This is a genomic window from Arcobacter sp. (genome assembly GCF_050300555.1).
Taxonomy (GTDB): domain Bacteria; phylum Campylobacterota; class Campylobacteria; order Campylobacterales; family Arcobacteraceae; genus Arcobacter.
Genome location: NZ_JBNKXY010000022.1, coordinates 1 through 23,183 on the forward strand (window position 1 = coordinate 1; position 23,183 = coordinate 23,183).

25 protein-coding genes are annotated in these 23,183 nt (G+C 26.6%); 9 read left to right on the forward strand and 16 right to left on the reverse strand.

Annotation, left to right across the window (positions count from 1 at the left end; genetic code table 11):
• Positions 1–518: 518 nt before the first annotated feature.
• On the forward strand, positions 519–719 hold the full coding sequence (locus ACQY5W_RS12430) for a hypothetical protein (protein ID WP_428025292.1): 201 nt from the start codon (positions 519–521) through the stop codon (positions 717–719).
• Between the two features lie 5 nt (positions 720–724).
• On the opposite strand, the gene ACQY5W_RS12435 is transcribed toward ACQY5W_RS12430, so the two are convergent.
• Positions 725–1,606: a radical SAM protein gene (locus ACQY5W_RS12435; RefSeq protein ID WP_428025293.1), complete on the reverse strand. Its 882-nt coding sequence runs from the start codon at positions 1,604–1,606 to the stop codon at positions 725–727.
• Positions 1,596–2,039 (reverse strand): hypothetical protein, encoded by a 444-nt coding sequence (locus ACQY5W_RS12440; protein WP_428025294.1) that lies wholly within the window; start codon positions 2,037–2,039, stop codon positions 1,596–1,598. The genes ACQY5W_RS12435 and ACQY5W_RS12440 overlap by 11 nt, the downstream gene beginning before the upstream one ends.
• Positions 2,040–2,139: 100 nt before the next feature.
• Here ACQY5W_RS12440 and ACQY5W_RS12445 point away from each other — a divergent pair, with 100 nt between their 5' ends.
• Positions 2,140–2,763, forward strand: coding sequence for a DsbA family protein (locus tag ACQY5W_RS12445; protein ID WP_428025295.1), 624 nt, complete (start codon positions 2,140–2,142; stop codon positions 2,761–2,763).
• Between the two features lie 4 nt (positions 2,764–2,767).
• Here the strand turns inward: ACQY5W_RS12445 and ACQY5W_RS12450 are convergent, their stop codons facing one another.
• Positions 2,768–3,637 (reverse strand): ADP-ribosylglycohydrolase family protein, encoded by an 870-nt coding sequence (locus ACQY5W_RS12450; protein ID WP_428025296.1) that lies wholly within the window; start codon positions 3,635–3,637, stop codon positions 2,768–2,770.
• A gap of 11 nt (positions 3,638–3,648) precedes the next feature.
• Positions 3,649–3,915: a J domain-containing protein gene (locus ACQY5W_RS12455; protein ID WP_428025297.1), complete on the reverse strand. Its 267-nt coding sequence runs from the start codon at positions 3,913–3,915 to the stop codon at positions 3,649–3,651.
• A gap of 208 nt (positions 3,916–4,123) precedes the next feature.
• Between ACQY5W_RS12455 and ACQY5W_RS12460 the strand changes: the two genes are divergently transcribed.
• Together ACQY5W_RS12460 and ACQY5W_RS12465 are read left to right on the forward strand one after the other, a co-directional pair.
• Positions 4,124–6,154: an EAL domain-containing protein gene (locus tag ACQY5W_RS12460; RefSeq protein ID WP_428025298.1), complete on the forward strand. Its 2,031-nt coding sequence runs from the start codon at positions 4,124–4,126 to the stop codon at positions 6,152–6,154.
• Between the two features lie 81 nt (positions 6,155–6,235).
• Positions 6,236–6,706: a J domain-containing protein gene (locus ACQY5W_RS12465; RefSeq protein WP_428025299.1), complete on the forward strand. Its 471-nt coding sequence runs from the start codon at positions 6,236–6,238 to the stop codon at positions 6,704–6,706.
• 1 nt (position 6,707) lies between these two features.
• Here the strand turns inward: ACQY5W_RS12465 and ACQY5W_RS12470 are convergent, their stop codons facing one another.
• Positions 6,708–6,986 carry an antibiotic biosynthesis monooxygenase family protein gene (locus ACQY5W_RS12470; protein ID WP_428025300.1) on the reverse strand — a complete coding sequence of 93 codons (279 nt, stop codon included), beginning with the start codon at positions 6,984–6,986 and terminating at the stop codon, positions 6,708–6,710.
• A 115-nt stretch (positions 6,987–7,101) separates the two neighbouring features.
• On the opposite strand from ACQY5W_RS12470, the gene ACQY5W_RS12475 reads away from it, so the two are divergent.
• The 3 genes from ACQY5W_RS12475 to ACQY5W_RS12485 all read left to right on the forward strand — a co-directional run bounded on the left by ACQY5W_RS12475 (position 7,102) and on the right by ACQY5W_RS12485 (position 11,451).
• On the forward strand, positions 7,102–8,343 hold the full coding sequence (locus tag ACQY5W_RS12475; protein WP_428025301.1) for a PAS domain S-box protein: 1,242 nt from the start codon (positions 7,102–7,104) through the stop codon (positions 8,341–8,343).
• Between the two features lie 9 nt (positions 8,344–8,352).
• The gene (gene uvrC / locus ACQY5W_RS12480) at positions 8,353–10,185 is read left to right on the forward strand and encodes an excinuclease ABC subunit UvrC (protein ID WP_428025302.1); all 1,833 of its coding nucleotides are present in this window, start codon (positions 8,353–8,355) and stop codon (positions 10,183–10,185) included.
• Positions 10,186–10,797: 612 nt separating this feature from the next.
• A complete protein-coding gene (locus tag ACQY5W_RS12485; protein ID WP_428025303.1) occupies positions 10,798–11,451 on the forward strand; it encodes a tetratricopeptide repeat protein in 654 nt (217 codons plus the stop codon).
• Here the strand turns inward: ACQY5W_RS12485 and ACQY5W_RS12490 are convergent.
• Positions 11,448–12,203 (reverse strand): competence/damage-inducible protein A, encoded by a 756-nt coding sequence (locus ACQY5W_RS12490; protein WP_428025304.1) that lies wholly within the window; start codon positions 12,201–12,203, stop codon positions 11,448–11,450. The genes ACQY5W_RS12485 and ACQY5W_RS12490 overlap by 4 nt on opposite strands.
• Positions 12,203–12,772, reverse strand: coding sequence for an adenylate kinase (locus ACQY5W_RS12495; RefSeq protein WP_428025305.1), 570 nt, complete (start codon positions 12,770–12,772; stop codon positions 12,203–12,205). Before ACQY5W_RS12495 ends, ACQY5W_RS12490 begins: the two co-directional genes overlap by 1 nt.
• Before the next feature lie 140 nt (positions 12,773–12,912).
• Here ACQY5W_RS12495 and ACQY5W_RS12500 point away from each other — a divergent pair, with 140 nt between their 5' ends.
• Entirely contained in the window at positions 12,913–13,554 is a 642-nt protein-coding gene (locus ACQY5W_RS12500; RefSeq protein ID WP_428025306.1) for an adenylate kinase, read from the forward strand.
• 54 nt (positions 13,555–13,608) lie between these two features.
• Here ACQY5W_RS12500 and ACQY5W_RS12505 read toward each other — a convergent pair whose 3' ends face one another.
• The 5 genes from ACQY5W_RS12505 to ACQY5W_RS12525 form a co-directional block, all read right to left on the reverse strand.
• Complete coding sequence (locus tag ACQY5W_RS12505) at positions 13,609–15,339, reverse strand: YgiQ family radical SAM protein (protein WP_428025307.1); 1,731 nt, start codon at positions 15,337–15,339, stop codon at positions 13,609–13,611.
• 1 nt (position 15,340) lies between these two features.
• Positions 15,341–16,138, reverse strand: a complete 798-nt coding sequence (locus ACQY5W_RS12510; protein ID WP_428025308.1) for a metal ABC transporter solute-binding protein, Zn/Mn family — start codon at positions 16,136–16,138, stop codon at positions 15,341–15,343.
• Between the two features lie 56 nt (positions 16,139–16,194).
• Positions 16,195–17,946, reverse strand: a complete 1,752-nt coding sequence (gene aspS / locus ACQY5W_RS12515) for an aspartate--tRNA ligase (RefSeq protein WP_428025309.1) — start codon at positions 17,944–17,946, stop codon at positions 16,195–16,197.
• 82 nt (positions 17,947–18,028) lie between these two features.
• On the reverse strand, positions 18,029–19,126 hold the full coding sequence (locus ACQY5W_RS12520; protein ID WP_428025310.1) for a hypothetical protein: 1,098 nt from the start codon (positions 19,124–19,126) through the stop codon (positions 18,029–18,031).
• Positions 19,123–19,791 carry a uracil-DNA glycosylase gene (locus ACQY5W_RS12525; RefSeq protein ID WP_428025311.1) on the reverse strand — a complete coding sequence of 223 codons (669 nt, stop codon included), beginning with the start codon at positions 19,789–19,791 and terminating at the stop codon, positions 19,123–19,125. Before ACQY5W_RS12525 ends, ACQY5W_RS12520 begins: the two co-directional genes overlap by 4 nt.
• Before the next feature lie 128 nt (positions 19,792–19,919).
• On the opposite strand from ACQY5W_RS12525, the gene ACQY5W_RS12530 reads away from it, so the two are divergent.
• On the forward strand, positions 19,920–20,141 hold the full coding sequence (locus ACQY5W_RS12530) for a hypothetical protein (protein ID WP_428025312.1): 222 nt from the start codon (positions 19,920–19,922) through the stop codon (positions 20,139–20,141).
• 81 nt (positions 20,142–20,222) lie between these two features.
• On the opposite strand, the gene ACQY5W_RS12535 is transcribed toward ACQY5W_RS12530, so the two are convergent.
• The 4 genes from ACQY5W_RS12535 to ACQY5W_RS12550 all read right to left on the reverse strand — a co-directional run.
• Positions 20,223–21,347, reverse strand: coding sequence for a GGDEF domain-containing protein (locus ACQY5W_RS12535; RefSeq protein ID WP_428025313.1), 1,125 nt, complete (start codon positions 21,345–21,347; stop codon positions 20,223–20,225).
• 101 nt (positions 21,348–21,448) lie between these two features.
• Positions 21,449–21,670 carry a translation initiation factor IF-1 gene (infA, locus tag ACQY5W_RS12540; RefSeq protein WP_013134930.1) on the reverse strand — a complete coding sequence of 74 codons (222 nt, stop codon included), beginning with the start codon at positions 21,668–21,670 and terminating at the stop codon, positions 21,449–21,451.
• A gap of 11 nt (positions 21,671–21,681) precedes the next feature.
• Positions 21,682–22,440, reverse strand: coding sequence for a type I methionyl aminopeptidase (map, locus tag ACQY5W_RS12545; protein WP_428025314.1), 759 nt, complete (start codon positions 22,438–22,440; stop codon positions 21,682–21,684).
• Between the two features lie 5 nt (positions 22,441–22,445).
• Positions 22,446–23,183 (reverse strand): preprotein translocase subunit SecY (locus ACQY5W_RS12550; protein ID WP_428025315.1); only part of this gene is annotated, 738 nt, incomplete at its 5' end.

Here is a 23,183-nt window from a genome sequence, read left to right on the forward strand (position 1 = left end):
CTTTTATGACTTTTTAAGGTGGCAACTGTTTGAGTAAATAATGACCTAAATGGTCATTATTTAGGAGTTCCACAACGCAGAAAAAAAAGACTGAAATCTTAGGAAGCTTTGCCTTCATCAACTCGGCAGTCTTTTTTGCTTACTTTTTCGAGACCAAAAAGTAAAAGAAGCGGAGAGGTTTACCTCTTCAAGAAAGATTATATTTTTATTTCACAAACCCAATCTTATTTGTCCCCTCTTTAGCTTCATTTTGAATAACAACTTGGTACAATTCTACTAAATCTCCATCTTACATAACTTTTTCACCACGTATTGTATATATCTTTGAATTTATTATCTCTATTGGCAATTTTTCCATAAATTTACTCCTGTAATTTATGAAAGTATTTTAGTATTTTATTTTCAAAAGATTTGAAAATATTATAAATTGATATTTTTTTGATATTTTACTAATATTTTATTGACATTATTTATATAAAATAGTACTATTGTCTATATTTTATAGAAGGAGTCAAAAAATGGCAAAGAAAAAAGAAGAAGAGAAAAAATTAAAAGCTAAAAAAGCTGCTAAGAAAAAAGCACTTAAAAAAGAGAAAAAGAAAGTTATCAAAAAGAAAAAAATTGATAAAAAAAAGAAAGCTAAAAAATGTTCTAAAAAGAAATGTTCAGCAAAGAAAAAAGACTCAAAAAAGAAGTCTAAGAAAAAATCTAAAAAATAATTAGACTAAAAACCTCGTAAAAATTTTGGACGAAGCATGGAATTGTCTTCCATCGCTTCATCTAAAACCTCTAATAACTCATCCCTATCTTTTGACAATGTTCCTTTTAGTGGTAAAGCATTTGAAGCATGATTTGACCTAAAAATTATTGGCTTTTTTGGGTTTATCAAACTTATAAATCTTTTTTGTTCTTCTAACATATCTTTATCACTACAAAAAATAAACTCTTGATTTTTGTCCTCAAATCTTTTGAAAAAAGCATCCTCTTTTGTATGACTAACCCCAAGTTGTAAAGTTGAAAGATAATTTATATGTTCACACTCATTTACAAGTTTTGCACTATCTTCAATATGTTGTTTTGATAGATTTTTCCCACCAAGTCCTAGTATTACTGTTGCTGATATTTTCATATTGGCTTTTGTTGCTTTATTTAAGCCTTCAATCATACGACTAGGTTTCATAGGTTTATTTATATACTTAAGTAACTCATGATTTCCACTTTCTATTCCATAATATACTAAACTCAAGCCATGAACTCTTAGTAAATTTAACTCTTCTTGTGTTTTTTCTAGAAGATTATATGGACTTGCATATGAAGCTACCCTTTGAAGTTTTGGAAATGATTTTTTTAGATATTTTAAAATCTCCACTAAAAATGAAGTATCACAAGCTAGTGCATCACCATCTGCTAAAAAAACTCTTCTTGTATCTTGATATATGGATAAAGTATCTATTTCTTTATATACTTTTTTTATATCTTTTATTTTAAACTCTTTTGTCTCATACATAGAACAAAAGCTACATTTATTATAACTACACCCTAAAGTAATCTGTAGTATTAAAGAGTTAGCTTCTGCAGGTGGTCTATATAAAGGCTCATGATACATATTCGTCTTCGGGAATGCTTTTTAAATTTTTTCGCTCAAACATATATCTTTGAGAAGTTTTAATTGATAAATATCTTACAAGTAATAAAAATATAACTACGCCTGATATAACCATAATATTCCAATTTAAACTACTAGCAAGTAGCGCATCCATAGACTCTATTTTTTCATTATTGATTTTTACAACATTTACAATCAATTCCCTAAGAGCAAGTATAATAAAAGCATCAACAAGTATAGTTAGTACTACTCTTTGCTCTCGTATATAATTTATAACTGCACGGGTAATCTCTAAAAATATTATGAAATATAGCATGTAAATAATAAACTCCATAAGCATATCAAACACAAGTGCTGTTAAAAATAAAGTTGCAGCTACAATAATTTCTATATAAAATTTATCCCTATAAAATCTACCTATAAATGTTTTCATAATATCTCCTTCTTATACAGCATTATATGAATATTTTATTTTATTTTACTTAATTAAAAAATTTCAACTATTTAAAAAAATATCGTAGTAAAATAAAAGCATGAAAAATAAATTATACTATATCCATGACCCCATGTGTTCTTGGTGTTATGCTTTTAAAAAAGATTATGTCAAATTAAAAAAAAGATTACCTTCAAATATTGAAGTTATAAATATCGTAGGTGGTTTAGCAAAAGATACAAATGAACCAATGCCTAAAGAGATGCAAGAAAAAATTGCCTCAATTTGGCATGAGATAGAAAAGATGACTGGAACAAAATTTAACCATAAGTTTTGGGAAGAGTGTTCACCTAGACGTTCTACATATCTAGCTTGTAAAGCAGTTCTATGTGCCAAAGAACAAAATAAAGAAAATGAGATGATTGATGCAATTCAAAGGGCATATTATCAAAAAGCACAAAATCCAAGTGATGAAGAGACATTAGTAAATATAGCAAATGAATTACTTCTTGATAAAGATAAATTTATAGCTGATTTAAAAAGTGAAAAAATAGAAAAATTATTTCAAGATGATTTAGAAAAAAGAAGAGAGCTAAAAGTCTTTAGTTTTCCATCATTAGTTTTACAATATAAAAAAGAGCTATATCCTATAAATATCAAATATAACAAAGTAGATGAGATGTTAAGACAAATAGAGAACTTAAGTTCAAATATCTATTTCTAAAGTATTAAGAAATATCTATTTGAACTTTTATATTTGTGAGATTTTTTGGTATAACTTTAAGTCCATATCTAGCGATAAAAAACATAGCAACAATCATTGCACGAGCTGAATTATCTCCACCTGCTTGTGCATTTTTGATTAAAGCTTCTTTAAAATTTGTATATTTTCCTAAAAGATGAATAATCCCACCAAAAGCTTCATCTATACTACAAGCTGGACCAAATTTTCTTATTGTATCAAAAGTATCATTTTCTATAGTTGTAAGTCCATCATTTACATATTTTTGAATAGCAGTTGAGAATTCGTCTTTTCTCTCTTTAATTGACTCCATCATCTCAATATCATCTAATACATCAACTAATACTTTTGCAAAAAACTTAGCTCCCTCAACTACTATTGAAGAGTTATGTGTAGCTCTTACAAACTTTTCAACATTTTGAAAAAACTGATTTTTATTTTTACTTACTAATAATAGTGGTGCAATTCTTCCAATAACAGAGATATCAGTAGAGTCTGAACCACAAGGTATAGGTTTGTTTGCATTAAGATTTTCTAAAGTAACCCTTGTAGCCCCATCAATATAACCATCATATTTTTCCATTTTTTCTTTCCAAAACTGGACATATTGCTCTAAATCAAAATTATCATTTTCAATAATGTATTCATATAAAAAATATAATTGATCACCATAATGTGTAAATTCACCAGCTTTTTTACCTCTATGCCAAATTGAACAAGCATTGTTTAAATCTTCCCAATTAATAGCCATAGTTTTTAGTTCTTTTTCATCATAAATCCAATGAGAAGCTAAACAGTATGAATCGGCGATTAAAGAACCTAAAACAAGCTCTTTTGCTTTTCTTTTATCAAACATTATAGTTTCCTTTATCTATTCCAATTTTTATAGTTAGTAAATGATGGATATTGTCCTAAAAATTCCTCTTTTTCAAAGGAAAATTTATAGTTCTCTATATAAGTTTTTAAGAGATTATAAGCTTCATTAATCTCTTTAAACTTCTCATCACTCCCCTCCAAAGTATCTGGATGATACTTTTTTGACAATTGCAAATAGTTTTTTCTCAAACCTTTTTGATCAAGTCTAGTTAAAATACCCAAACAATCAACTGCTTTTTGAAAATCATCATAGTCCATTATATTATCCTAGAATGATAATAATATCAAAATTATTTAAATACTAATCTAAATAATATTACAATGTTATAATTTAATAGCTTATTAAGAAAATATAATTTTTTTCCTTAAATAACTTTTGAATTCTTAAATTAAAAAACTATTTTAATTTTAAAATGAGTTATTTAATTTTTATTTGTAAAATACTTAAAATCAAAAAAGAAAGTGAATGTTTACTGAAAAGAATATCCCTAAACTAATATTTTTTGTCCCATCATTAGTAATTTTGATCACAGTAACTATTATCTGTTATTTGATTATTAAAAAAGACTACGAAAAACTAGCACATGATACAAATCAAATTCGTAAAGATTATATAAAAAATGAAAAAGAACTTCTCAAAACGAAAATAAAAGAAGTTCTAAAATTTATAAAATATACCCCAGAAAATAATGATACCCTTTTACTTCAAACTAGCGTGTTAAATTTTATTCAAAATATTATTCAAACCAAAAATAGCTATATTTTTGTAATAGATGAAAACTCAAATATAATATACCATCCAGAAATAAAAGTAGGAACAAATACTTCAACAATAAAAGATTCAAATGGCTTATCCTTAGCAAAAGCACTTATAAATAAAGCAAAATCAACACCTGATGGAGAATTTGTTTCTTATTATTGGAATAACCCAAATAAAAATAAAAAAGAGAAAAAAACAACATTTGTATATTATTTAAAAAATTGGAAATGGGTTATTGCCATTGGTACATATATGGATGATATAGAAGAACAAATTAAAAATAAAATTATATACGAAGAAAAAATTATAAATGACAAGATTATAAAAACTATTAAAATAGCTTGTGCAATAGTGCTTTCAATTCTTATATTTTCATATTTCTTTTCAACTTTGATTAACAAAATATTTAAAAATTATAGAAAAAATGTTGAAGAACAAAAACAAAAATTAAAAGAACTTAATCATGATTTAGAAAAACTTGCAAATGAAGAAAAAAGAAAAAGAGCTTTAAAAGAAAAAGAGTTTAAAAAGATTTTTATTGATAGATTAACTGGTCTTCCAAATAGATTAAAACTATCAAAAGATTTAGAGAAAAATGAGCAAGTAAAACTTATGATTTTAAATATAAATCGCTTTACAGATATAAATAACTTCTACTCACATAAAATTGCAGATAAATTATTGATAGCTATTGCAAACTTTCTTGAAAATTTATTTAAAGCAAATAAATCTACAATCATCTATAAACTTCCAATCGATGAATTTGCTATTTTAACAACATCAAAAGAAATATCATCAAATGAGTTTGTTGAAATTTGCAAAGCTATTATTGATAATATCGAATATAACCCTTTTATAATTGATGGAAATGAAATAATAGTCTCTATTACAGGAGGAATATCTTTAGATCAAGAAGACTCGTTTATAAATGCAGACACTGCACTGAAAATAGCAAAAGAAAAAAATAAAGATTTTATTATTTACGATGAAAATGCTAATATAGAAATTAACTATCAAAACAATATTAAAATGACAAAAATATTAAAAGAGGCAATAAATGAAGATAGAATAGTTGTCTTTAAACAGCCAATTATAAATAATAAAGATAACTCCCTAGAAAAATATGAGTGCCTAGTTAGAATAAAACAAAATGATGGCAACATAATCCCTCCTATATTATTTCTTGATATTGCAAAAAAGATTAAACTCTACCCTAAATTAACAAGAACCATAATTCACAAAGCTTTTGAACACTTTAAAGATAAAAATTGTGATTTTTCAATTAATCTTACTCTTGATGATATTTTAAATGAATCAACAGTTAAATTTATAAAATATAAATTAGACACCTCAAATATTGCAAATCATGTTATCTTTGAAATAGTTGAAACTGAAGGAATTGATAATTTTGAAGAGGTATCTTTATTTATAAAACAAATGAAAGAGTATGGTTGTAAAATTGCCATAGATGATTTTGGTACTGGATACTCAAATTTTGAATATATGATGAGATTAAATGTTGATTTTATCAAAATTGATGGTTCATTTATTAAAAATGTAGATACCGATACTCAATCACAAATATTAACTGAACTTATAATATCTTTTGCAAAAAAACAAAATATAAAAACTGTTGCTGAATTTGTTCACTCTTCTAATATCCATGGAAAAGTTAAATCCATGAATATTGATTATTCACAAGGTTACTATTTGGGTGAACCTAAAGAGTGTCTATAAAATAGTTAATCATCCTTAATAATATAAACAAATAAAAAAAGATATACTACACAACATATTTTATAAGGACTAATATTTTCTATGAATAATATCGACTATTTTTTTTCTAGATTGATACGATTTTCTATACTTTTTTTCATACTTTATCTTATATTTACAAATTTTGGTACGTTTTTAATTATAGTAACTGTAATAATTTTATTAATATACTTTTTTATCTATAAAAAGATTAAAAATATAAAAGAACAAGCAAAAACACAAGGTTTTGAATTTCACTTTGATGGCAGAAATTTTGGACAAGGTAGTAATCAAGGCTTTAAATTTAATTATGAAGATTTTCAAAATGGTAATTTTAAAGCTCAACCTTCTATGTCAGAAGTTCAAAAAGCAAAAGACTTTTTTGGCTTTACAAGTGAACCAACTAAAGAAGAGATAAAAAAAAGATATAAAGAGTTAGCTAAAAAGTATCATCCTGATATTAACGACCATGGAGACGAGTTAATGCAAGAATTAAATCACTACAAAGATGTACTTTTAAATATCTATAAATAGTTTAAAGAACAGGCAAATTATGTTTTTTTAATACTAACTCATCATAAGATTTTTGAAAAGTTTTATATGATTCACTAGAGAGTGAATTTGTATAAAACTCTTCACTATCCCACTCTTCATATACTAGAAATTCATCATCACAATCATCAGATTTATAAATTTCAAAATATACACAACCTTTTATATCCAATAATGTACTTTTTAAGTTGTATAGTTTTTTTTCTAAATCTTTCTCTTTAGTTTTTCTAGCTAAATAAATTGTCTGCTTTATAATACTCAATATTTCTCCTAAATAAAAAAAGAAATGTATCAAATATATGATTAAGATAACTTAAGCCACTAAAATCATTTATATTCTAGAAGAATATTGTTATAATAATAAAAAAGGAGCTTACATGTTAGAAATAGATAAAAGTATTAAAAATTTGAAGATCCTTTATGTTGAAAAAGAGAAAGAAAAAGGAAAGATTGAAGATGTTTTGAAAAAACTTTCAGATTTTGTTGATAGTGCTACAAATAAAGAAAATGGCTTTCAAAATTTTCAAGAAAATTTCAATAAAAAAACTCCATATAATCTTATCATTACAGATGCTTCCATACCAAATTGTATAGAAATGCTTAAACAGATTAGACAACTTGATAAAGATGTTTCTATTATTTTATCAATCAATAATGAAGAAAATAGTTTTCTACAATCTATTGAATTAGGAATTTCATCATATATTACAAAACCAATAAATATAACAAAATTATTTGAAGATATTAAAAAAATTGCTCAAAATATATACTTTAAAAATCAATTTAATAAAAAGCAAAAAGAGCTAGAAACCTACATAAATATTATAGAAAGAGTAGCAGTAATATCAAAAACAGATTTAAAAGGAATTATTACTTATGTTGATGATGCCTTTTGTGAGGTAAGTGGATATACAAGAGATGAATTAATTGGACAAAATCATAATATAGTAAGACATCCCGAAAATCCAAAAGAGGTTTATAAAAATCTTTGGGAGACTATCCAAAAGGGAGAAATTTGGGAAGCAAGAGTTAGAAATATAGACAAAGAAGGAAATCCTTGGTATGCAAAATCTACTATTTTCCCTATATTTGATGAAAAAAACGAAAAAATAATAGAATATATTGCTATTAGATTTATCATAACTGATGAATATGAAGAGAAAAGAGAACTAGCATCTAGATTAATAAAAAATACAATTACACACAAAACTACTGTAAAAGATAATGAAACTTTAAAAAATCAACTTATTTCTCAAAATGAAATAATAAATGCTTTGAAAGAAAAAATTGAAAAACTATCTATACAAAAAAATAAACTATTATCACAAATCAATGAATATGAAGAAAATAATATTCATATAAATGACAATAGAATAGATATATTAAAGAAAAAAAGTGAAGAGATAGCTCTTAAAAATAAAACCATTGAAAAACAAAAAGATGAAAAAAATAAACTTTTAGGAAAAATTGAAGAACTAGAACATATGCTTGAAGTAAAAGAAAATGCTATAGTTAACTGCCAAGAAAATATTACAAAATACAAAATAGAACTAGGGAAACTCAAAAGAAATAAAAACGAAGATGAAGTTCAAGAGGATAAAAAAGGCTTTTTTGGATAAAATTCCAAAATGAATTTAGAAGAAAAACTTAAACAACTTCCTATTGATGCAGGTGTCTATCAATACTTTGATAAAGATGGACATTTACTCTATGTTGGAAAAGCAAAAGTTCTAAAAAATAGAGTTAAATCATACTTTAAATTTACCCCTGAACTAAGACCATCTGATAAGTTAAGTCCTAGAATTTATAAAATGATTAGTGAAGTAAAATCCTGTGAGTGGATTGTAGTTCCAAACGAACATGATGCACTAATATTAGAAAATTCACTAATCAAACAATTAAAACCCAAATATAATATTTTACTTCGTGATGATAAAACATACCCATACATATATGTTGTTTTAAATGAAGATTTTCCAAGACTAGAGATTACAAGAAGAGTTTTAAAAGGTGCCAATATAAAATATTTTGGTCCATATTCAAGTGGAGCAAGAGATATATTAGACTCCATATATGAAACTTTTCCATTAGTTCAAAAAAAAGCTTGTATAAAAGGTAAAGAAGCTTGTCTTTTTTTTCAAATAAAAAAGTGCTTAGCTCCTTGTGAAAATAAAATCACAAAAGAAGAGTATGCAAATATTTTAAATGACTCGATGGAGTATATCTATAATAAATCAAAACTTCTAACTAAACTAAAACAAAAGATGGAAGAATATTCAAATGAGTTTCGTTTTGAAGAAGCTATGAAAATAAGAGATAGAATCAAAACAATAGAAAAATCAGAGATAAAAACAGGTATGGATTTGGCTACAAATGAAAACCTTGACATATTTGCAATAAAAAATATTAACTCTAAAGCAGTAATAGTTAGAATGTTTATAAGAGATGGGAAACTCGCTTCTTCGTCACATGACTTTTTAAAAATAAACCTTGAAAATAATGAAGAGTTTGATTTTAATGAAGCATATGAAAGAACCATCATAAACTATTATTCAAATGAAATACCAATAACTCCAAAAGAAATTCTTCTTGCTAATGAAATTGATAATGTCAAAGAGTTAGAAGAGTTTTTAAAAACTAAATTCAATAAAAAAATAAATATTATAATTCCAAAACTAGGAAAGAAAAAAGACCTTATGGAAGTAGCATTAAACAATTGTGATGAACTTTTAAGAATTGATAATGCCAAAGCTTCTAGCACTCTTTATGAAGAAATTCAAAAGCTATTTGTTTTAAATCAAACTCCAATTAGAGTTGAAAGTTTTGATAACTCACACATGATGGGACAAGCAACAGTAGGAGCTATGGTTGTTTGGGATAATGATAAGTTTGTAAAAAGTGACTTTAGACACTACAATTTAGAATCTAACGATGAATACTCACAAATGAGAGAAATGCTAATGAGAAGAGTTGAAAACTTTGAAAAAAATCCAGCACCTGATCTTTGGATAATAGATGGAGGCTCAACTTTACTTAAATTGGCATATGATATCGTAAACTCAGTTGGAGTAAACCTTGATATAATTGCCATTGCAAAAGAAAAGATTGATTTTAAAGCACATAGGGCAAAGGGTGCTGCAAAAGATATAGTACACTTTAAAATGGGCAATGAATTTAGCTCGCTTAAACTATTGACTTCAGATAAAAGATTACACTTTATTCAAAGACAAAGGGATGAGGCTCATAGATTTGTTATAAATTTCCATAAAAAACAAAAAAGAGCAGAAGATAAACAAATCTCACTTTTAAACATTAAAGGTATCGGTGAAGCTAAAGTAAAAAAATTATTACTCTATTTTGGAACTTTTGAAAATATAAAAAATGCTTCCATTGAAAGCCTTAAAGATGTTTTAAATGAGAAAGATAGCATCTTAATATTTAACCATTTTAATAATAGATAAAATATAAAAACTTAAATTATTTATAAAAAGTACATCCGTAAAAAAACTTAAGATTATATTAAATTTTGAAGATTTTTCTTAAAATTTTAAAATTTTTTTTGATAAAAATATTATCACTTATTCACATACTTTTCACATCCGAATTAATCACCTTGAACAAATATTTAAACACCCCAAAAATAGGAATGTTTGGCATAAAATAATTAATAACAACTATTTATATTTTATATATAAAATTGAAGCAAAAGTGCCATTTTATGGGATTTTTACAAATAAAGAATAGATAAATATATAATCATTTAGGTATTTTTAAAAAGTAAAAATTTTATGTACAAATAGGAGGTATTGACCAATTTTTGGGCTTTTAATAGATACTTAAAAAAAGATATGTGAACAACTTTTTTTCACTATAAAAATCTACCTTTTTTTAAATACAATTATACACTTTAAGAAAGCAGATTTTAATGAATATTTTGCAAAGATTAAGATAGTATCTTATTAAATGAATTTAATATTATTCTATTTTTTATTCTATAAATTCAAAATAATTTTATCAATTATGTAAACAGAAGTAGAAAATATATTAAATCTTGAATTAAAAAGGAATATAAGATGATTAAATTTATTATTATTATTTTTTTGACCATTAGTTTATGTAATAGTGAAGAAATTTCAAATACTCTAGATGAAAATAAAATTACTCAACAAATTAAAGATTATCAAGATAGAGCACTTAATGATGATCCTGAAGCTTATTTTCAATTGGGAAAGATATATTTTGAAGGAAAATATGTTTTTAAAAACTATGAAAAAGCCTTAGAGTATTTTAGTGCTGCTTCACATTTAGGACATATACAAGGTACTTATAATCTCGCATTATTTTATCTAAGTAAACAAACTCCATTTCATGATAATAAAAAAGCACTTTCATATTTTTTAGAATTGGCAAGAAAGGGACATGCTCCCTCACAAAATAGAATTGGGATGTATTTAACTTCTGGAATAATTTTAGAAAAGGATTATAAAGAAGCTGTAAAATGGTTTGAAGCTTCTTCTAAACAAGGTTACGTAAATGCTCAATGCAATTTGGCATTTATGTATGCTTCAGGAAAAGGTGTTTGGCAAAATATGGGAAGAGCCCATGCCTTTGCAAAACCTGGATACAAAAAAGGATATAAACTTTGTAAAAAAGTTTGGGATGATTTTAACTTAGAAAAATACCCTGAAGACAAAGGTTTTAAATTTAAATTTTACAATGAACCTTAATCTATATCTTTTAGTTCATACTCTATTTTTTTATTATCTAAATACTCTGTAAACATAGAAAAATTTTTTTCCAACTCTTTTTTATCTTTTGATAATAAAGATAATACAACTTTTCTTTTATCATTTATAATTTTAGGCAAAGAAGATAGCTCAACATGTTTTGAAACTCTTTTCATAATATCAATCAAATCATTTTCTCCACATTGTGCAGTCAAAGTTAATCTATATTTTTCAACACTATTTTTCAAATAATATTTATCTAAAGCTTCTAAAACCATACTTTGACTCATAGATGGAAAACCTGGCGTAAAGAAAAATCTATTTTCCAAATAAAATCCAGGAACATTATTTACAACATTTTTTAATAACTTGGCATTGATAGGTAAATGAGCCATTTCAATCCTATGGGGAAATGCTTCATCACCAAATTGTTTTACAATTAACTCTTTTGCTTTTTTATGATATTGGGTTTGTCCATCAGTAAAAACTTCAGAAGCTATTTGTCTTGTATAATCATCTGGCGTTGCACCAATACCACCAAAACAAAACATTACAGAGTTTTTATCTGCTTTTATAAGCTTAAAAATATTTTTCATCAAATTAGTATCATCTTCAATTACAAAAGATGCTTTATGAGTCCAACCTCTTTTAAGTAGTTGCTCATTTAAAAAGGTAAAATGAGCATCCTTCCGGCGCCCATTTAATAACTCTGTTCCAATAATAACTGAGTAAAAATTAAACTCTTGTTGCATCAGATTCTTGATTGAATAAAGTTATCTATATCTTCTACAATCTCATCAATAGTTCTTTCCCCATTGATTTTATGTAAAAGATTTTTTCTTATATAAAACTCTTGTATTTCAGCTAATGGTTCAATATAAACTTTCATTCTATTATTAAATACTTCAACATTGTCATCAGCTCCTCTTGCACGCCCTAAAACTCTCTCTCTTGCAACTTCTTCTGATACTTCTACTTCAATAACATTTACTAATTCAACTTCAATTTCATTTGCCAAATATTTATTAAGTTCATTCATCTGCTCAAAACTTCTTGGATAACCATCAATTATTACTACATCAGTAGAAGCTTTTTTAATTGCACCCAATATTGTCTCAATAGCTATATCAATTGGTACTATATTTCCAACACTAATATACTTATTAATAATTTTTCCTCTTTCACTTCCGCTTTTTACTTCAGCTCTAAACATGTCTCCAGTTGAATAATGAGTTATATTATCATGTTTTTCTGCTATTAACTCGGCATCCGTAGTTTTACCACTTCCAGGTGCTCCAATTATCAAAAATAGTTTCTTCATTTATACCCTTAGTTGAATTTAACTTGCCCGATTATATCTAAATTGATTTAAATTTTTTATTTGTTATTAAAAGCTTTTTCTATACAATACCGAAAAAATTAAGAACAATTAGTTCTTCTGTTTAGAAAAGGAAATAAACTATGAATTTAATGCTATTTGGTGCACCAGGTGCTGGTAAAGGAACACAAGCAAAATTTTTAATCGAAAAATATGATATTCCTCAAATCTCAACTGGAGATATTTTAAGAGCAGCAATTGCTGATAAAACAGATATGGGTATGGAAGCAAAAAAATTCATGGATGAAGGAAAATTAGTTCCAGATTCAACAATTATTGGTATTATTAAAGATAGATTAGCTGAAAATGACTGCAAAAAAGGGTTTATTCTTGATGGTTTTCCAAGAACATTAGCTCAAGCAGAGGCTTTAAGTGAACTTATGTCAAATATGAATATATCACTTGACAAAGTAATTTCATTAAATGTTCCAGATGAACTAATTGTTGGAAGAATTACAGGAAGAAGAGTATGTTCTAAATGTGGAGCTTCTTTTCATGTAGAATTTAATCCTTCAAAAGAAGAGAACGTATGTGATTACTGTGGTGGAGAATTAATCATTAGAAAAGATGATAATGCTGAAACTGTTATTAGTAGATTAGAAGCATATCATACTCAAACAGCGCCACTAATTGATTTTTATACAAAAATGGGTGTATTTGTTGAACTTGATGGTACAAAAGATGTTTCAGAAGTAACAAAAGATATGATTAACGCTCTTTCATAAATCATTTCACAAAAATAAAAAAAGGACAAAACTTAAAAGTTTTGTCCTTTTTTTTTAACTTTGAAAACTAGAACCACTTTGTTTTCTTCTTTGGTAATAACTTTTATCTATTACTATATCTTTTTGTTTCTCTTTTCTTTTTGTATCTTTTTCAACATAAATTTTTTCTCTTGTAACTGGATCTAGTTCAGTATAATACATAACACTTGAATAAGTTCCTGGAGTTGGAGTAAAAACTTGTGCTTGTTCTGGATTCATTTTTAATTCATGTTTTGTAAAATGTTTAAGTTCATGCATATCTTTTTCTTCACACCCTGGATGAGCTGCTATTAAATAATAAGTTAAAAACTGCTGTTTACCAGCTTCTTTATTTAACTGGTCATACATTTTTTTAAACTCTATTAAAGGCTCTTTGCCAGGTTTTCCCATAAATTTTAAAACCCTATCAGAAGTATGTTCAGGGGCAATTTTCATTTGTCCTGAAATATGATGGTTAACAAGCTCTTTTAAATACTCATATCCATGTTTTTTATCAGCACTTATAAAATCATATCTAAGTCCAGAAGCCACAAAAGCTTTTTTTACTCCAGGGACTTTTCTTATATCTCTTAAAAGTTTTAAATGTCTAGAATGGTCAACTTTCATAACCTTACAAAGTCTATCAAAATCTACACATCTTATATCATCACAAGTACCTTTTTTAAGCTTTTTACCACACTCATATCCATACATATTAGCAGTTGGTCCACCAACATCAGAGATTATTCCTTTGAAGTCTTTATATGTAGTAAACTCTTTTGCTTCTTTTAAAATATTTGCTTCACTTCTTGTTCGTATTGTTCGCCCTTGATGAACTCCAATTGCACAAAAATTACACTCACCCCAACATCCATGATGTGTTTGAATAGAAAACTTTACCGTTTCTAGGCATTTTACCTTTCCTTCAGGCTTATGATAAGGGTGCAAATCACGTACATATTTAAAATCAGCAATATAATCCATCTCTTTTTCACTTAAATAATCACAAGGAGGATTTTGAATTAAAAACCTAGTATCTACTTTTTGACATAAACCATTTGCATTTATAGGATCATTATTTTGATAAAAATGGTCAAACAAATCTATATATTTGTTTTTATCATTTAAACAATCATCATGACTTGGAAGTTGGATAAAATCTTCAACTGCCTCTTTAGAGATATAACAAACTCCCCTAACCTTTTTTGGGTCTTCATTATTTGCCAAAGCATTTGTAAAATCTCTAATTGCAATTTCACCCATACCATAAATCAAATAATCTGCTTTTGCATCAAATAAAATTGGTTTTTTTAATTTATTTATCCAGTAATCATAGTGAGTAACACGTCTTAGACTTGCTTCTATTCCACCTAATACAATTGGAGCCGTATTTTTAAAATGTCTTCTAATAAGATTTGTATAAACTAAAGTTGCCCTATCTGGTCTTTTATTATTTTTTCCACCTGGAGTATAGTCATCACTATTTCTAAATTTCTTTGTTGCAGTATAGTTTGAAACCATAGAATCTATACTTCCACCACTAACTCCCCAATAAAGTCTAGGCTCACCAAGTCTTGTGATATCACCATTTTCTAAATTTGGCTGTCCGATAATTCCTACTTTATAACCTAAATCTTCAAGTATTCTTCCAACAACAGCAACACCTATAAAGGGAGAATCTATATAAGCATCTCCTGAGATTAAAATAACATCTAGTTGTTCCCAACCAAGTTTATCCATCTCCTCTTTTGTAGTAGGTAAAAACATTTTATTCCTGTTTTGAAGCTATCTTGTCAGATAAAACAAATAAATCGGAAAACCAATTAAATGAATAAATATCAGATTGAATAACTTCCATATTATTTGCATTTGACCAAGTATTATAAACTTCATAATCAATACTACTATCTACAATAAGGTATCTTATATTTTTTTCTTTACTTAATCTAAATATTTCTGTAAATTTTGGACCACTAAGTACTTTATTTTCAGCCATATAGTATCTAACATCAAATCTACTTAAAAAGTAATCCAACTTGTCATTAAATACCATAACTGCATTTGTAGAATAAAACAAACTATTTTTAAGCCTTAAAAAAATTTTATCCAATTCTTTTAGTAATTCTTGACAATTTGATTCAAAGAACTCTTTATTATCTGGATCATTCTTAATCAAAGTTTCAAGCATAACATCTATAACTTTTCTTACTTTTAAAGGATCTAGCCAAATATAAGGATTTACTTTCCCATTTTTAACTATCTTATCAACATTAACACTCGTATCTACTATTTTAATATCTTTATTAAAACCTAGAAGTTCTTGTGCATAAAAGTCTTCTGCTGGAAGTCCTATTTTAAAATATGTATCTGAAAAGGCAAATTTACGAAAATGAACATGCGGTAATTCTTTCGTAAAATTAACACCTTCATAAATAGTTTTAACTTTTATTTTACTTTGACCTATTCTTTCCAAAAAAAACTTTTGAGGTTCAATTGTAACAGTATAGACAACTCTTGCAAAAACAGATGTGGATAAAAGGATTAGTAATAATATTAACTTTTTCATAATAGTAGTGTATAAAAAAGAAGTTAAAACTTCCTTTTTATAAATAACTAATATCCTTAGATATTAGCTTGTTTTCTTATTCTTAGACTTAACTCTTTTAGTTGTTCTTCATCAACTACACTTGGAGCTTGTGTCATTAGACATTGAGCTTTTTGTGTTTTAGGGAATGCAATAACATCTCTAATTGAATCTGTTCCTGCTAAAAGCATAATCATTCTATCAAGTCCTAAAGCAAAACCACCATGTGGTGGTGCACCAAATTGTAAAGCATCAAGTAAGAAACCAAATTTTTCTCTTGCTTCTTCTTCTTTAATTCCCATCAAAGAAAATACTTCATTTTGAATATTTTCTTTATGAATTCTGATACTTCCACCACCTAGTTCCGTACCATTTAATACGATATCATAAGCAATAGATTCTATTTCCTCAAGATTTTCTTTATTTAAATCTTTTGGCATTGTAAATGGATGATGTAAAGCTTTTACTCTACCCTCTTCTACTTCAAACATTGGGAAATCAACTACCCATAAAAATTTGAATGTATCAGCAGGTACGATATCCATTTGCTCTGCTAAGTGAAGTCTAAATCTTCCCATATAATCCCAAACAACTTTTTTATGTCCAGCACCAAAGAATACTACATCCCCTACTTCTAATTCAGTTACTTTTACAATCTCTTCTAAATCAGCTTCAGTAAAGAATTTTGTTAATGGACCTTTTAATCCATCCTCTTTCATTTGGAAATAACCTAAACCTTTAGCTCCAAATTTTCTAACATAATCTTCAAAAGCTTTCATTTGTCTTTTAGAGAAAATATTATCTCCATTTGGACATTTAATTGCTTTGATTCTATTATGTGCTTTATCTTTTGCAATATCTGCAAAGATTTCATTTGTACTTCTTGCAAAAATATCAATTACATCAACAAGTGGCATATCAAATCTTAAATCAGGTTTATCACTTCCGTATTGTTCCATTGCTTGAGCGTATGTCATTCTTGGAAAAGTTTCAGGTACATCTTTACCACAAGCAGTAAATGTGTCATGAATAAGTTTTTCAGCAACTTTGATTACATCTTCTTGTGTACAGAAACTCATCTCAACGTCTATTTGTGTAAATTCTGGTTGTCTGTCAGCTCTTAAATCTTCATCTCTAAAACATTTAGCTATTTGGAAATATTTATCAAAACCACTTACCATAAGAAGTTGTTTAAATATTTGTGGAGATTGTGGTAGTGCGTAAAATTCACCTGGATGAACTCTTGATGGAACTAAATAATCTCTTGCACCTTCTGGTGTTGATTTAGTTAAAATTGGAGTTTCAACATCTAAAAATCCCATCTCATTTAAACAGTTTCTAATAGCTATATTTGCAGTACTTCTTAATTTGAAAATATCATAAGATCTTTTTGTTCTAAGTTCTAAAAATCGATTTCTTAATCTAATCTCTTCATTTACTTTTTCATCACCTAAATCAAATGGCATAGGTTTTGATCTATTTTCAATAACTAAGTTAGTTAAAACAATTTCAATTTTTCCAGTCACTAAGTTAGGATTTTCTAATCCTTCACCTCTTGCTCTTACTTTTCCAGTTGCTATTAAAACAAATTCATCTCTAACTTTTTCAGCCGTTTCTAAAGCATCTTTACAATCAGCAGGATCAGCAACAAGTTGAACTAAACCACCCTTGTCCCTTAAATCTATAAAAATAATACCACCATGATCTCTTCTACTATTTACCCAACCAGCAACAGTAACTTCTTGACCAATAAGTGTTTCAGTAACTTCCGTACAATAATGCGTTCTCAATTCGTGCTCCAAAACAGGGCATTTGCCCTTTATAAATTATCCGCGATTATATCCAAAAGTTGTTAAGAGTTTTTTTAAAGTGTTAATTAAGTTCTAATTTTTTGAAACTAGCTTCAGTAGAGTAATACAAATATGTATTATAAAGTACTTCATTATTTAGAACTTTATTTTTTATCAAACCATTTTTATTTCTTGAAAATAGATAATCAACTCCCACTAAAGTTGAATAATTTACCCAATTATACTTCACATCTGTATCAAGTAAATTAAGTAATTCTGTAAGCCTATCATCTGTATTTTCAATAGAATTTGCAAAAACTAAATTCAATCTATCTTCATATTGAGTTAATGACAAAATCAAAGGATCAAAATTTTGTTGAGTTGTCATAATAGCACCATTTTGTGTCTCAAATGCGTACAATTGAGAAAGAATAATTGATGATTTTACTATTGTTGTATTTAACATTAGATTTGTATGTTTTAGTTTTTCATTAGTAACTATTTCTTTAAAATTATTATTAGTTTGTAATATAGTTTGATTTACTAAAATATCTGGAACTAAGTTTTCATAAATATTTTTTAGCTTCATTCCAATACTTGAGTCTTCATAAAACTGAGCATTATCACCAGTTGATAACTCCAATAACTTTTTCATCTGGTTTTCATAAGAGATTGCTCCAAATATAAAATTTGAAGAATTATTATAATTAGATTCTTGTTTACTAATAAGAGGAAAATAAACTTCCATATTACTAATTGAAGAAATATTATTAATAGTTGCTAAAGAGTTACTTGTAACTAAAGCTATAACTTTTTTATAACCTTTATTTTTTACTTCATTTAATGTGTTATAGATACTATCTACACTCTCATTTTCACTATCAAATGATTCTATCTCAAATTTGCTATTTTGGAAAAGTAAATATCCTATAACACTATTTATTGTAGTATTTCCATATTTCCCTACAACTTTTGATGGAAATACAATTGCGATTCTAAAATTTCCATCAGATATCTCTTCATTATCATAGGTTGGTATAGTTTTAATATATCTATATGGTTCTTGGTACGTTGTATTATTTGCTACTGTTGTATTATTTGTTTTAGGTATAGTTATCTCATTGTTTGTACATGCTGTAAATAAAAAAATTGATACAATAATTAAATATAAATGTTTCACATTTGCTCCATAATTGCTTTTATTTTTAATAAGTCTTCATAAGCCTCACCTTTAGAGGATGGATTTCTTAAAAGAAAACTTGGCTCATATGTGCATATGATATCTAAATCATTATTACGTATAACTTTACCTCTAATTTCACTAAAAGCTCTAGTTTCATTGGTAAAATATCTATATACACTCTCCCCTAAAATTACTATAAGTTTCGGTTTTATAATTTCAATTTGCTTATCTAAATATGATTTACAAAAATTTACATGCTCATGTTTTATAGAATTATTTGGCGAAATACATTTAACTATATTTGTTATGTACACATCATTGACATTTACTTTTAAAACTTTCTCAATCATAGTTTTTAATAAATCTCCAGATTTACCCACATAAAATGTAGAAAATTCATCTTCACTTACTGTTGGTGATTCCTTTAAAAACATAATCTTAGAATTAATATTCCCACTTCCAAATAATACATTTTCACGATATTTTGAGAGTTGACATAAATAACAGTTTTTAACTAACTCATCCAATTGATTTATTTCATTAGGCAACTCTAATTGTTCATTATTACTATTTTGCAAATTTATACTTTGCCCATATTCATAACCAATTGATTTAAGAAAATTAAGCTGATAGAGTAATCTATTTTGTAAATTTTTTGTCATGTGTGATTGTACAAAATTATCCCTTTTTTTATAATTTGTTCAAATTATTGGAACTAATATTAAATTTTACTTGACATTTGTTCCAAAAATATGTACAATTCAAAATAAGATTTTTTTTAGGATAAGTTATGACTGCACCAAGTTTAAGAAAATTGGAAAACGATTTAGAGATTAATAAAACAACGTTACATAATTGGAAAAAAAATAGACCTAAGCTTTTTGAATTTATTATTGAATCTTATAAAGATAAAGAGATGTTAAAAAAGAATTTAAATCTATTAATTCAACAAAAGAATATTTTAGAAGAAGAAATTAACTTAACAAAAGAAAGGGTAAGTGAGATTAATTAGTATTTATATTTATGGAGTTTAGTTTTTTACATACTTTTAAATTGCGCGCTAGTAAAGAACTAGGCTTCATAGATATGAATATTAAAGTATTTCTTTTGAATTATCCATAATAATTCTATTTTTACCTTCATGTTTTGCTTTATAAAGCAAAATATCAGCATATTTAATTGCATCTTCATATGAATTGTATTTTGATCTAAAAGATATACCTGCAGAAAAATGAACTTTTATTTTTATTCCATTTTTATAAATAAATTTGTGACTATCAACAATCACTTTTACTCTTTTAATATAATTATAAACTTCTTCTTCATCGTTATAATTAATTAAAGTAACAAACTCTTCGCCACCATATCGACAAATAACATCTTCTTCTCGCATCATTTTTTTCAATACTGTAGAAAATGTTTTAAGTATAATATCACCACAATCGTGTCCATAGGTATCATTAATATCTTTAAAATCATCTATATCAATAAATATAATTGCATAATTGGAGTTAAAAGTAACATATCTATTTTCAACTTTTAATATAACAGAAGTATAACCTCTTCTATTTAGTACACCTGTTAAAAAATCTATATCTTTTTCAATTTTTAATTTTTCCAAATCACTTTGTAATTTTTTAATATCCATTTCTAGTTTTGTGCACTCTACTCTACCTTTATTTATCTCATTTTTTGATTCACTTAAATTAGTTTCTAAATCAAAAATTATATCTGATAATTTAGCTTGTAAAAGTTTTAATTCTCTATTTGAGTGCTCTGATATTTCAAGAGAGTTTAAATCGGATTTTATATCATCTAATTTTTCTGTTGAATTATTACTAACGATTAAAGATTTTTCATACTCTTTTATCAATAATGTTATAAATTTTTTTGTATCTTCTGATTTTGCTTTTAAAGCAGCCCTATCTAAATCAACTCTTTCATTTGTAATATTTACTAATTTATTTATCATAGAATCATCATCAAGTTTTTCAGGAGTTTTCATTAACTCAAAAATTACTTCTTCTATTTTATGATAAATTGATTGTTCAATTGAGGGTTTAAGTAATTCTGGTAGATATGTAATAAATTTTAGAATTTCTATATTTTGTAATTGAGATTTTGTTATATTTAACAATTCACTTGAAATAACATTTGATTTAGAATCTGAATTTTGGCTCTTATCTAACTCATTAATATTATCAATATCTTTTTGCATTTTTTTCCCAATACTAATATAACTTTAAGAATTATATCAGTAAGTTTTTAAAATAAGCTAAAAAAAAGAAAGTATTAATATAAATACTTTCTAATTTTTGATTATTTGTATCTATGAGTGATTCTACCCTTATCTAAAGAATAAGGAGTAATTTCTACTTTAACTTTATCATTTGGTAAAATTTTTATGTAGTGCATTCTCATTTTTCCAGAGATATGGCATAAAACAACATGCCCATTATTATCTAATTCAACTCTAAACATTGCATTAGGTAAAGCTTCAATAACCTTACCATCAATTACAATTACATCATCTTTTGCCACATTTTTTCCTTCTATACATCGCTTAAAATTACTGCTTTTCCATTAATTACAGCAACAGTGTGTTCATAATGACTAGCTCTTAATCCATCTTTTGATACCACATCCCAATTATTATCTAAAATAACTGGTTCTCGCATCTTTTGACAAATCATTGGCTCCAAACAAAACACCATTCCATTTTTTATTTTAGGACCAGATTTGATGTTTGGTGTTTCAACATAATTAGGAATTTCTGGTTCACAGTGAGGTTTCTTACCTATACCATGACCACAAAATCTAATTAATGGCTGATATCCTCTTTTTACAATAAATTGTTCTATTGCATAAGATAACTCTTTAAATCTCATACCTTCTCTTATAATATCAATTGCATAATACAAGGCATCTTTTGAACAAGCAATTAATTCCTCATCTTCTTTTGATATTTTTCCAATAGGCATAGTTATAGCAGCATCTCCATACCAACCATCTATTTCAGTTCCGATATCTAATCCTAAGATATCACCCTCTTGTAAAATAGTATTTGATGGAATACCATGAATAACAACTTCATTTAGGGATGTACATACTGCATTGGGAAAACCATAAAGGCCTTTAAATGAAGGTCTAGCACCTAAACTGGCTATATAATCGTCACCCATAGCATCAACTTCTAATAAAGTCATGCCTGGTTTAACATTTTCTCGTAGATATTTTAAAGTCATCGCAACAGCAACACTTGCTGTTCGAAGTTTTTCTATTTCGTCTGGTTTTCTTAATGGAATTGCCATTTTATTTATAAACCAACCGCACTTAATGTCTCATATTTATTCATATATTGTTGAGCTTCAATTTTTCTCATTGTATCAATTGCAACTTGTACAACAATAAGAACTGCAACACCACCAAAATAGAATGGTACTCCCATAGACTTAACTAAAAGCCATGGCACAGTAGAAATTGCTCCTAAATATAAAGCACCCCATAATGTTAATCTACTTGCTGTTTCATTTAAAAACTCAGCTGTTCCTTCTCCTGGTCTAATACCTGGAATAAAACCACCTTGTTTTTTCAAATTTTCAGAAATATCTTTTGCATTAAAAGTAATTGATGCGTAAAAGAACGCAAAGAATACAACAAATAAGAACATCAAAAAGTTAAATGTATAACTTGTTGGACTTAAAAAGTCTGCAACAGCTAATAAAATTTTATTTTGACTACCTTGTAAAATTGTAGCTGGGAACATCAATATTGCAGATGCAAAAATTGCTGGAATTACACCACTTAAATTAACTTTAATAGGAATATAATTCATTACCCTTTTATTTTGAGATTGCATCATAACTTTTCTAGAATATGAAACAGGGACTCTTCTTTCCCCTAACTCAACATAAATAATAGCTCCAACAGTACCAAGTATAATAACTAATATAGCAAGTACAGTTAAGAAATTCATTTGTCCATTATTAACTAAATCAATAGTACCACCAATTGCACTAGGAATTGCCGAAACGATACCTGCGAAGATAATTAA

Bases quoted from the DNA above. Each gene is read 5' to 3' on its own strand.
- ACQY5W_RS12430 (WP_428025292.1), top strand. From the start codon at position 519: ATGGCAAAGAAAAAAGAAGAAGAGAAAAAATTAAAAGCTAAAAAAGCT.
- ACQY5W_RS12435 (WP_428025293.1), bottom strand. From the start codon at position 1,606: ATGTATCATGAGCCTTTATATAGACCACCTGCAGAAGCTAACTCTTTA.
- ACQY5W_RS12440 (WP_428025294.1), bottom strand. From the start codon at position 2,039: ATGAAAACATTTATAGGTAGATTTTATAGGGATAAATTTTATATAGAA.
- ACQY5W_RS12445 (WP_428025295.1), top strand. From the start codon at position 2,140: ATGAAAAATAAATTATACTATATCCATGACCCCATGTGTTCTTGGTGT.
- ACQY5W_RS12450 (WP_428025296.1), bottom strand. From the start codon at position 3,637: ATGTTTGATAAAAGAAAAGCAAAAGAGCTTGTTTTAGGTTCTTTAATC.
- ACQY5W_RS12455 (WP_428025297.1), bottom strand. From the start codon at position 3,915: ATGGACTATGATGATTTTCAAAAAGCAGTTGATTGTTTGGGTATTTTA.
- ACQY5W_RS12460 (WP_428025298.1), top strand. From the start codon at position 4,124: ATGTTTACTGAAAAGAATATCCCTAAACTAATATTTTTTGTCCCATCA.
- ACQY5W_RS12465 (WP_428025299.1), top strand. From the start codon at position 6,236: ATGAATAATATCGACTATTTTTTTTCTAGATTGATACGATTTTCTATA.
- ACQY5W_RS12475 (WP_428025301.1), top strand. From the start codon at position 7,102: ATGTTAGAAATAGATAAAAGTATTAAAAATTTGAAGATCCTTTATGTT.
- uvrC (WP_428025302.1), top strand. From the start codon at position 8,353: ATGAATTTAGAAGAAAAACTTAAACAACTTCCTATTGATGCAGGTGTC.
- ACQY5W_RS12485 (WP_428025303.1), top strand. From the start codon at position 10,798: ATGATTAAATTTATTATTATTATTTTTTTGACCATTAGTTTATGTAAT.
- ACQY5W_RS12490 (WP_428025304.1), bottom strand. From the start codon at position 12,203: ATGCAACAAGAGTTTAATTTTTACTCAGTTATTATTGGAACAGAGTTA.
- ACQY5W_RS12495 (WP_428025305.1), bottom strand. From the start codon at position 12,772: ATGAAGAAACTATTTTTGATAATTGGAGCACCTGGAAGTGGTAAAACT.
- ACQY5W_RS12500 (WP_428025306.1), top strand. From the start codon at position 12,913: ATGAATTTAATGCTATTTGGTGCACCAGGTGCTGGTAAAGGAACACAA.
- ACQY5W_RS12505 (WP_428025307.1), bottom strand. From the start codon at position 15,339: ATGTTTTTACCTACTACAAAAGAGGAGATGGATAAACTTGGTTGGGAA.
- ACQY5W_RS12510 (WP_428025308.1), bottom strand. From the start codon at position 16,138: ATGAAAAAGTTAATATTATTACTAATCCTTTTATCCACATCTGTTTTT.
- ACQY5W_RS12525 (WP_428025311.1), bottom strand. From the start codon at position 19,791: ATGACAAAAAATTTACAAAATAGATTACTCTATCAGCTTAATTTTCTT.
- ACQY5W_RS12530 (WP_428025312.1), top strand. From the start codon at position 19,920: ATGACTGCACCAAGTTTAAGAAAATTGGAAAACGATTTAGAGATTAAT.
- ACQY5W_RS12535 (WP_428025313.1), bottom strand. From the start codon at position 21,347: ATGCAAAAAGATATTGATAATATTAATGAGTTAGATAAGAGCCAAAAT.
- map (WP_428025314.1), bottom strand. From the start codon at position 22,440: ATGGCAATTCCATTAAGAAAACCAGACGAAATAGAAAAACTTCGAACA.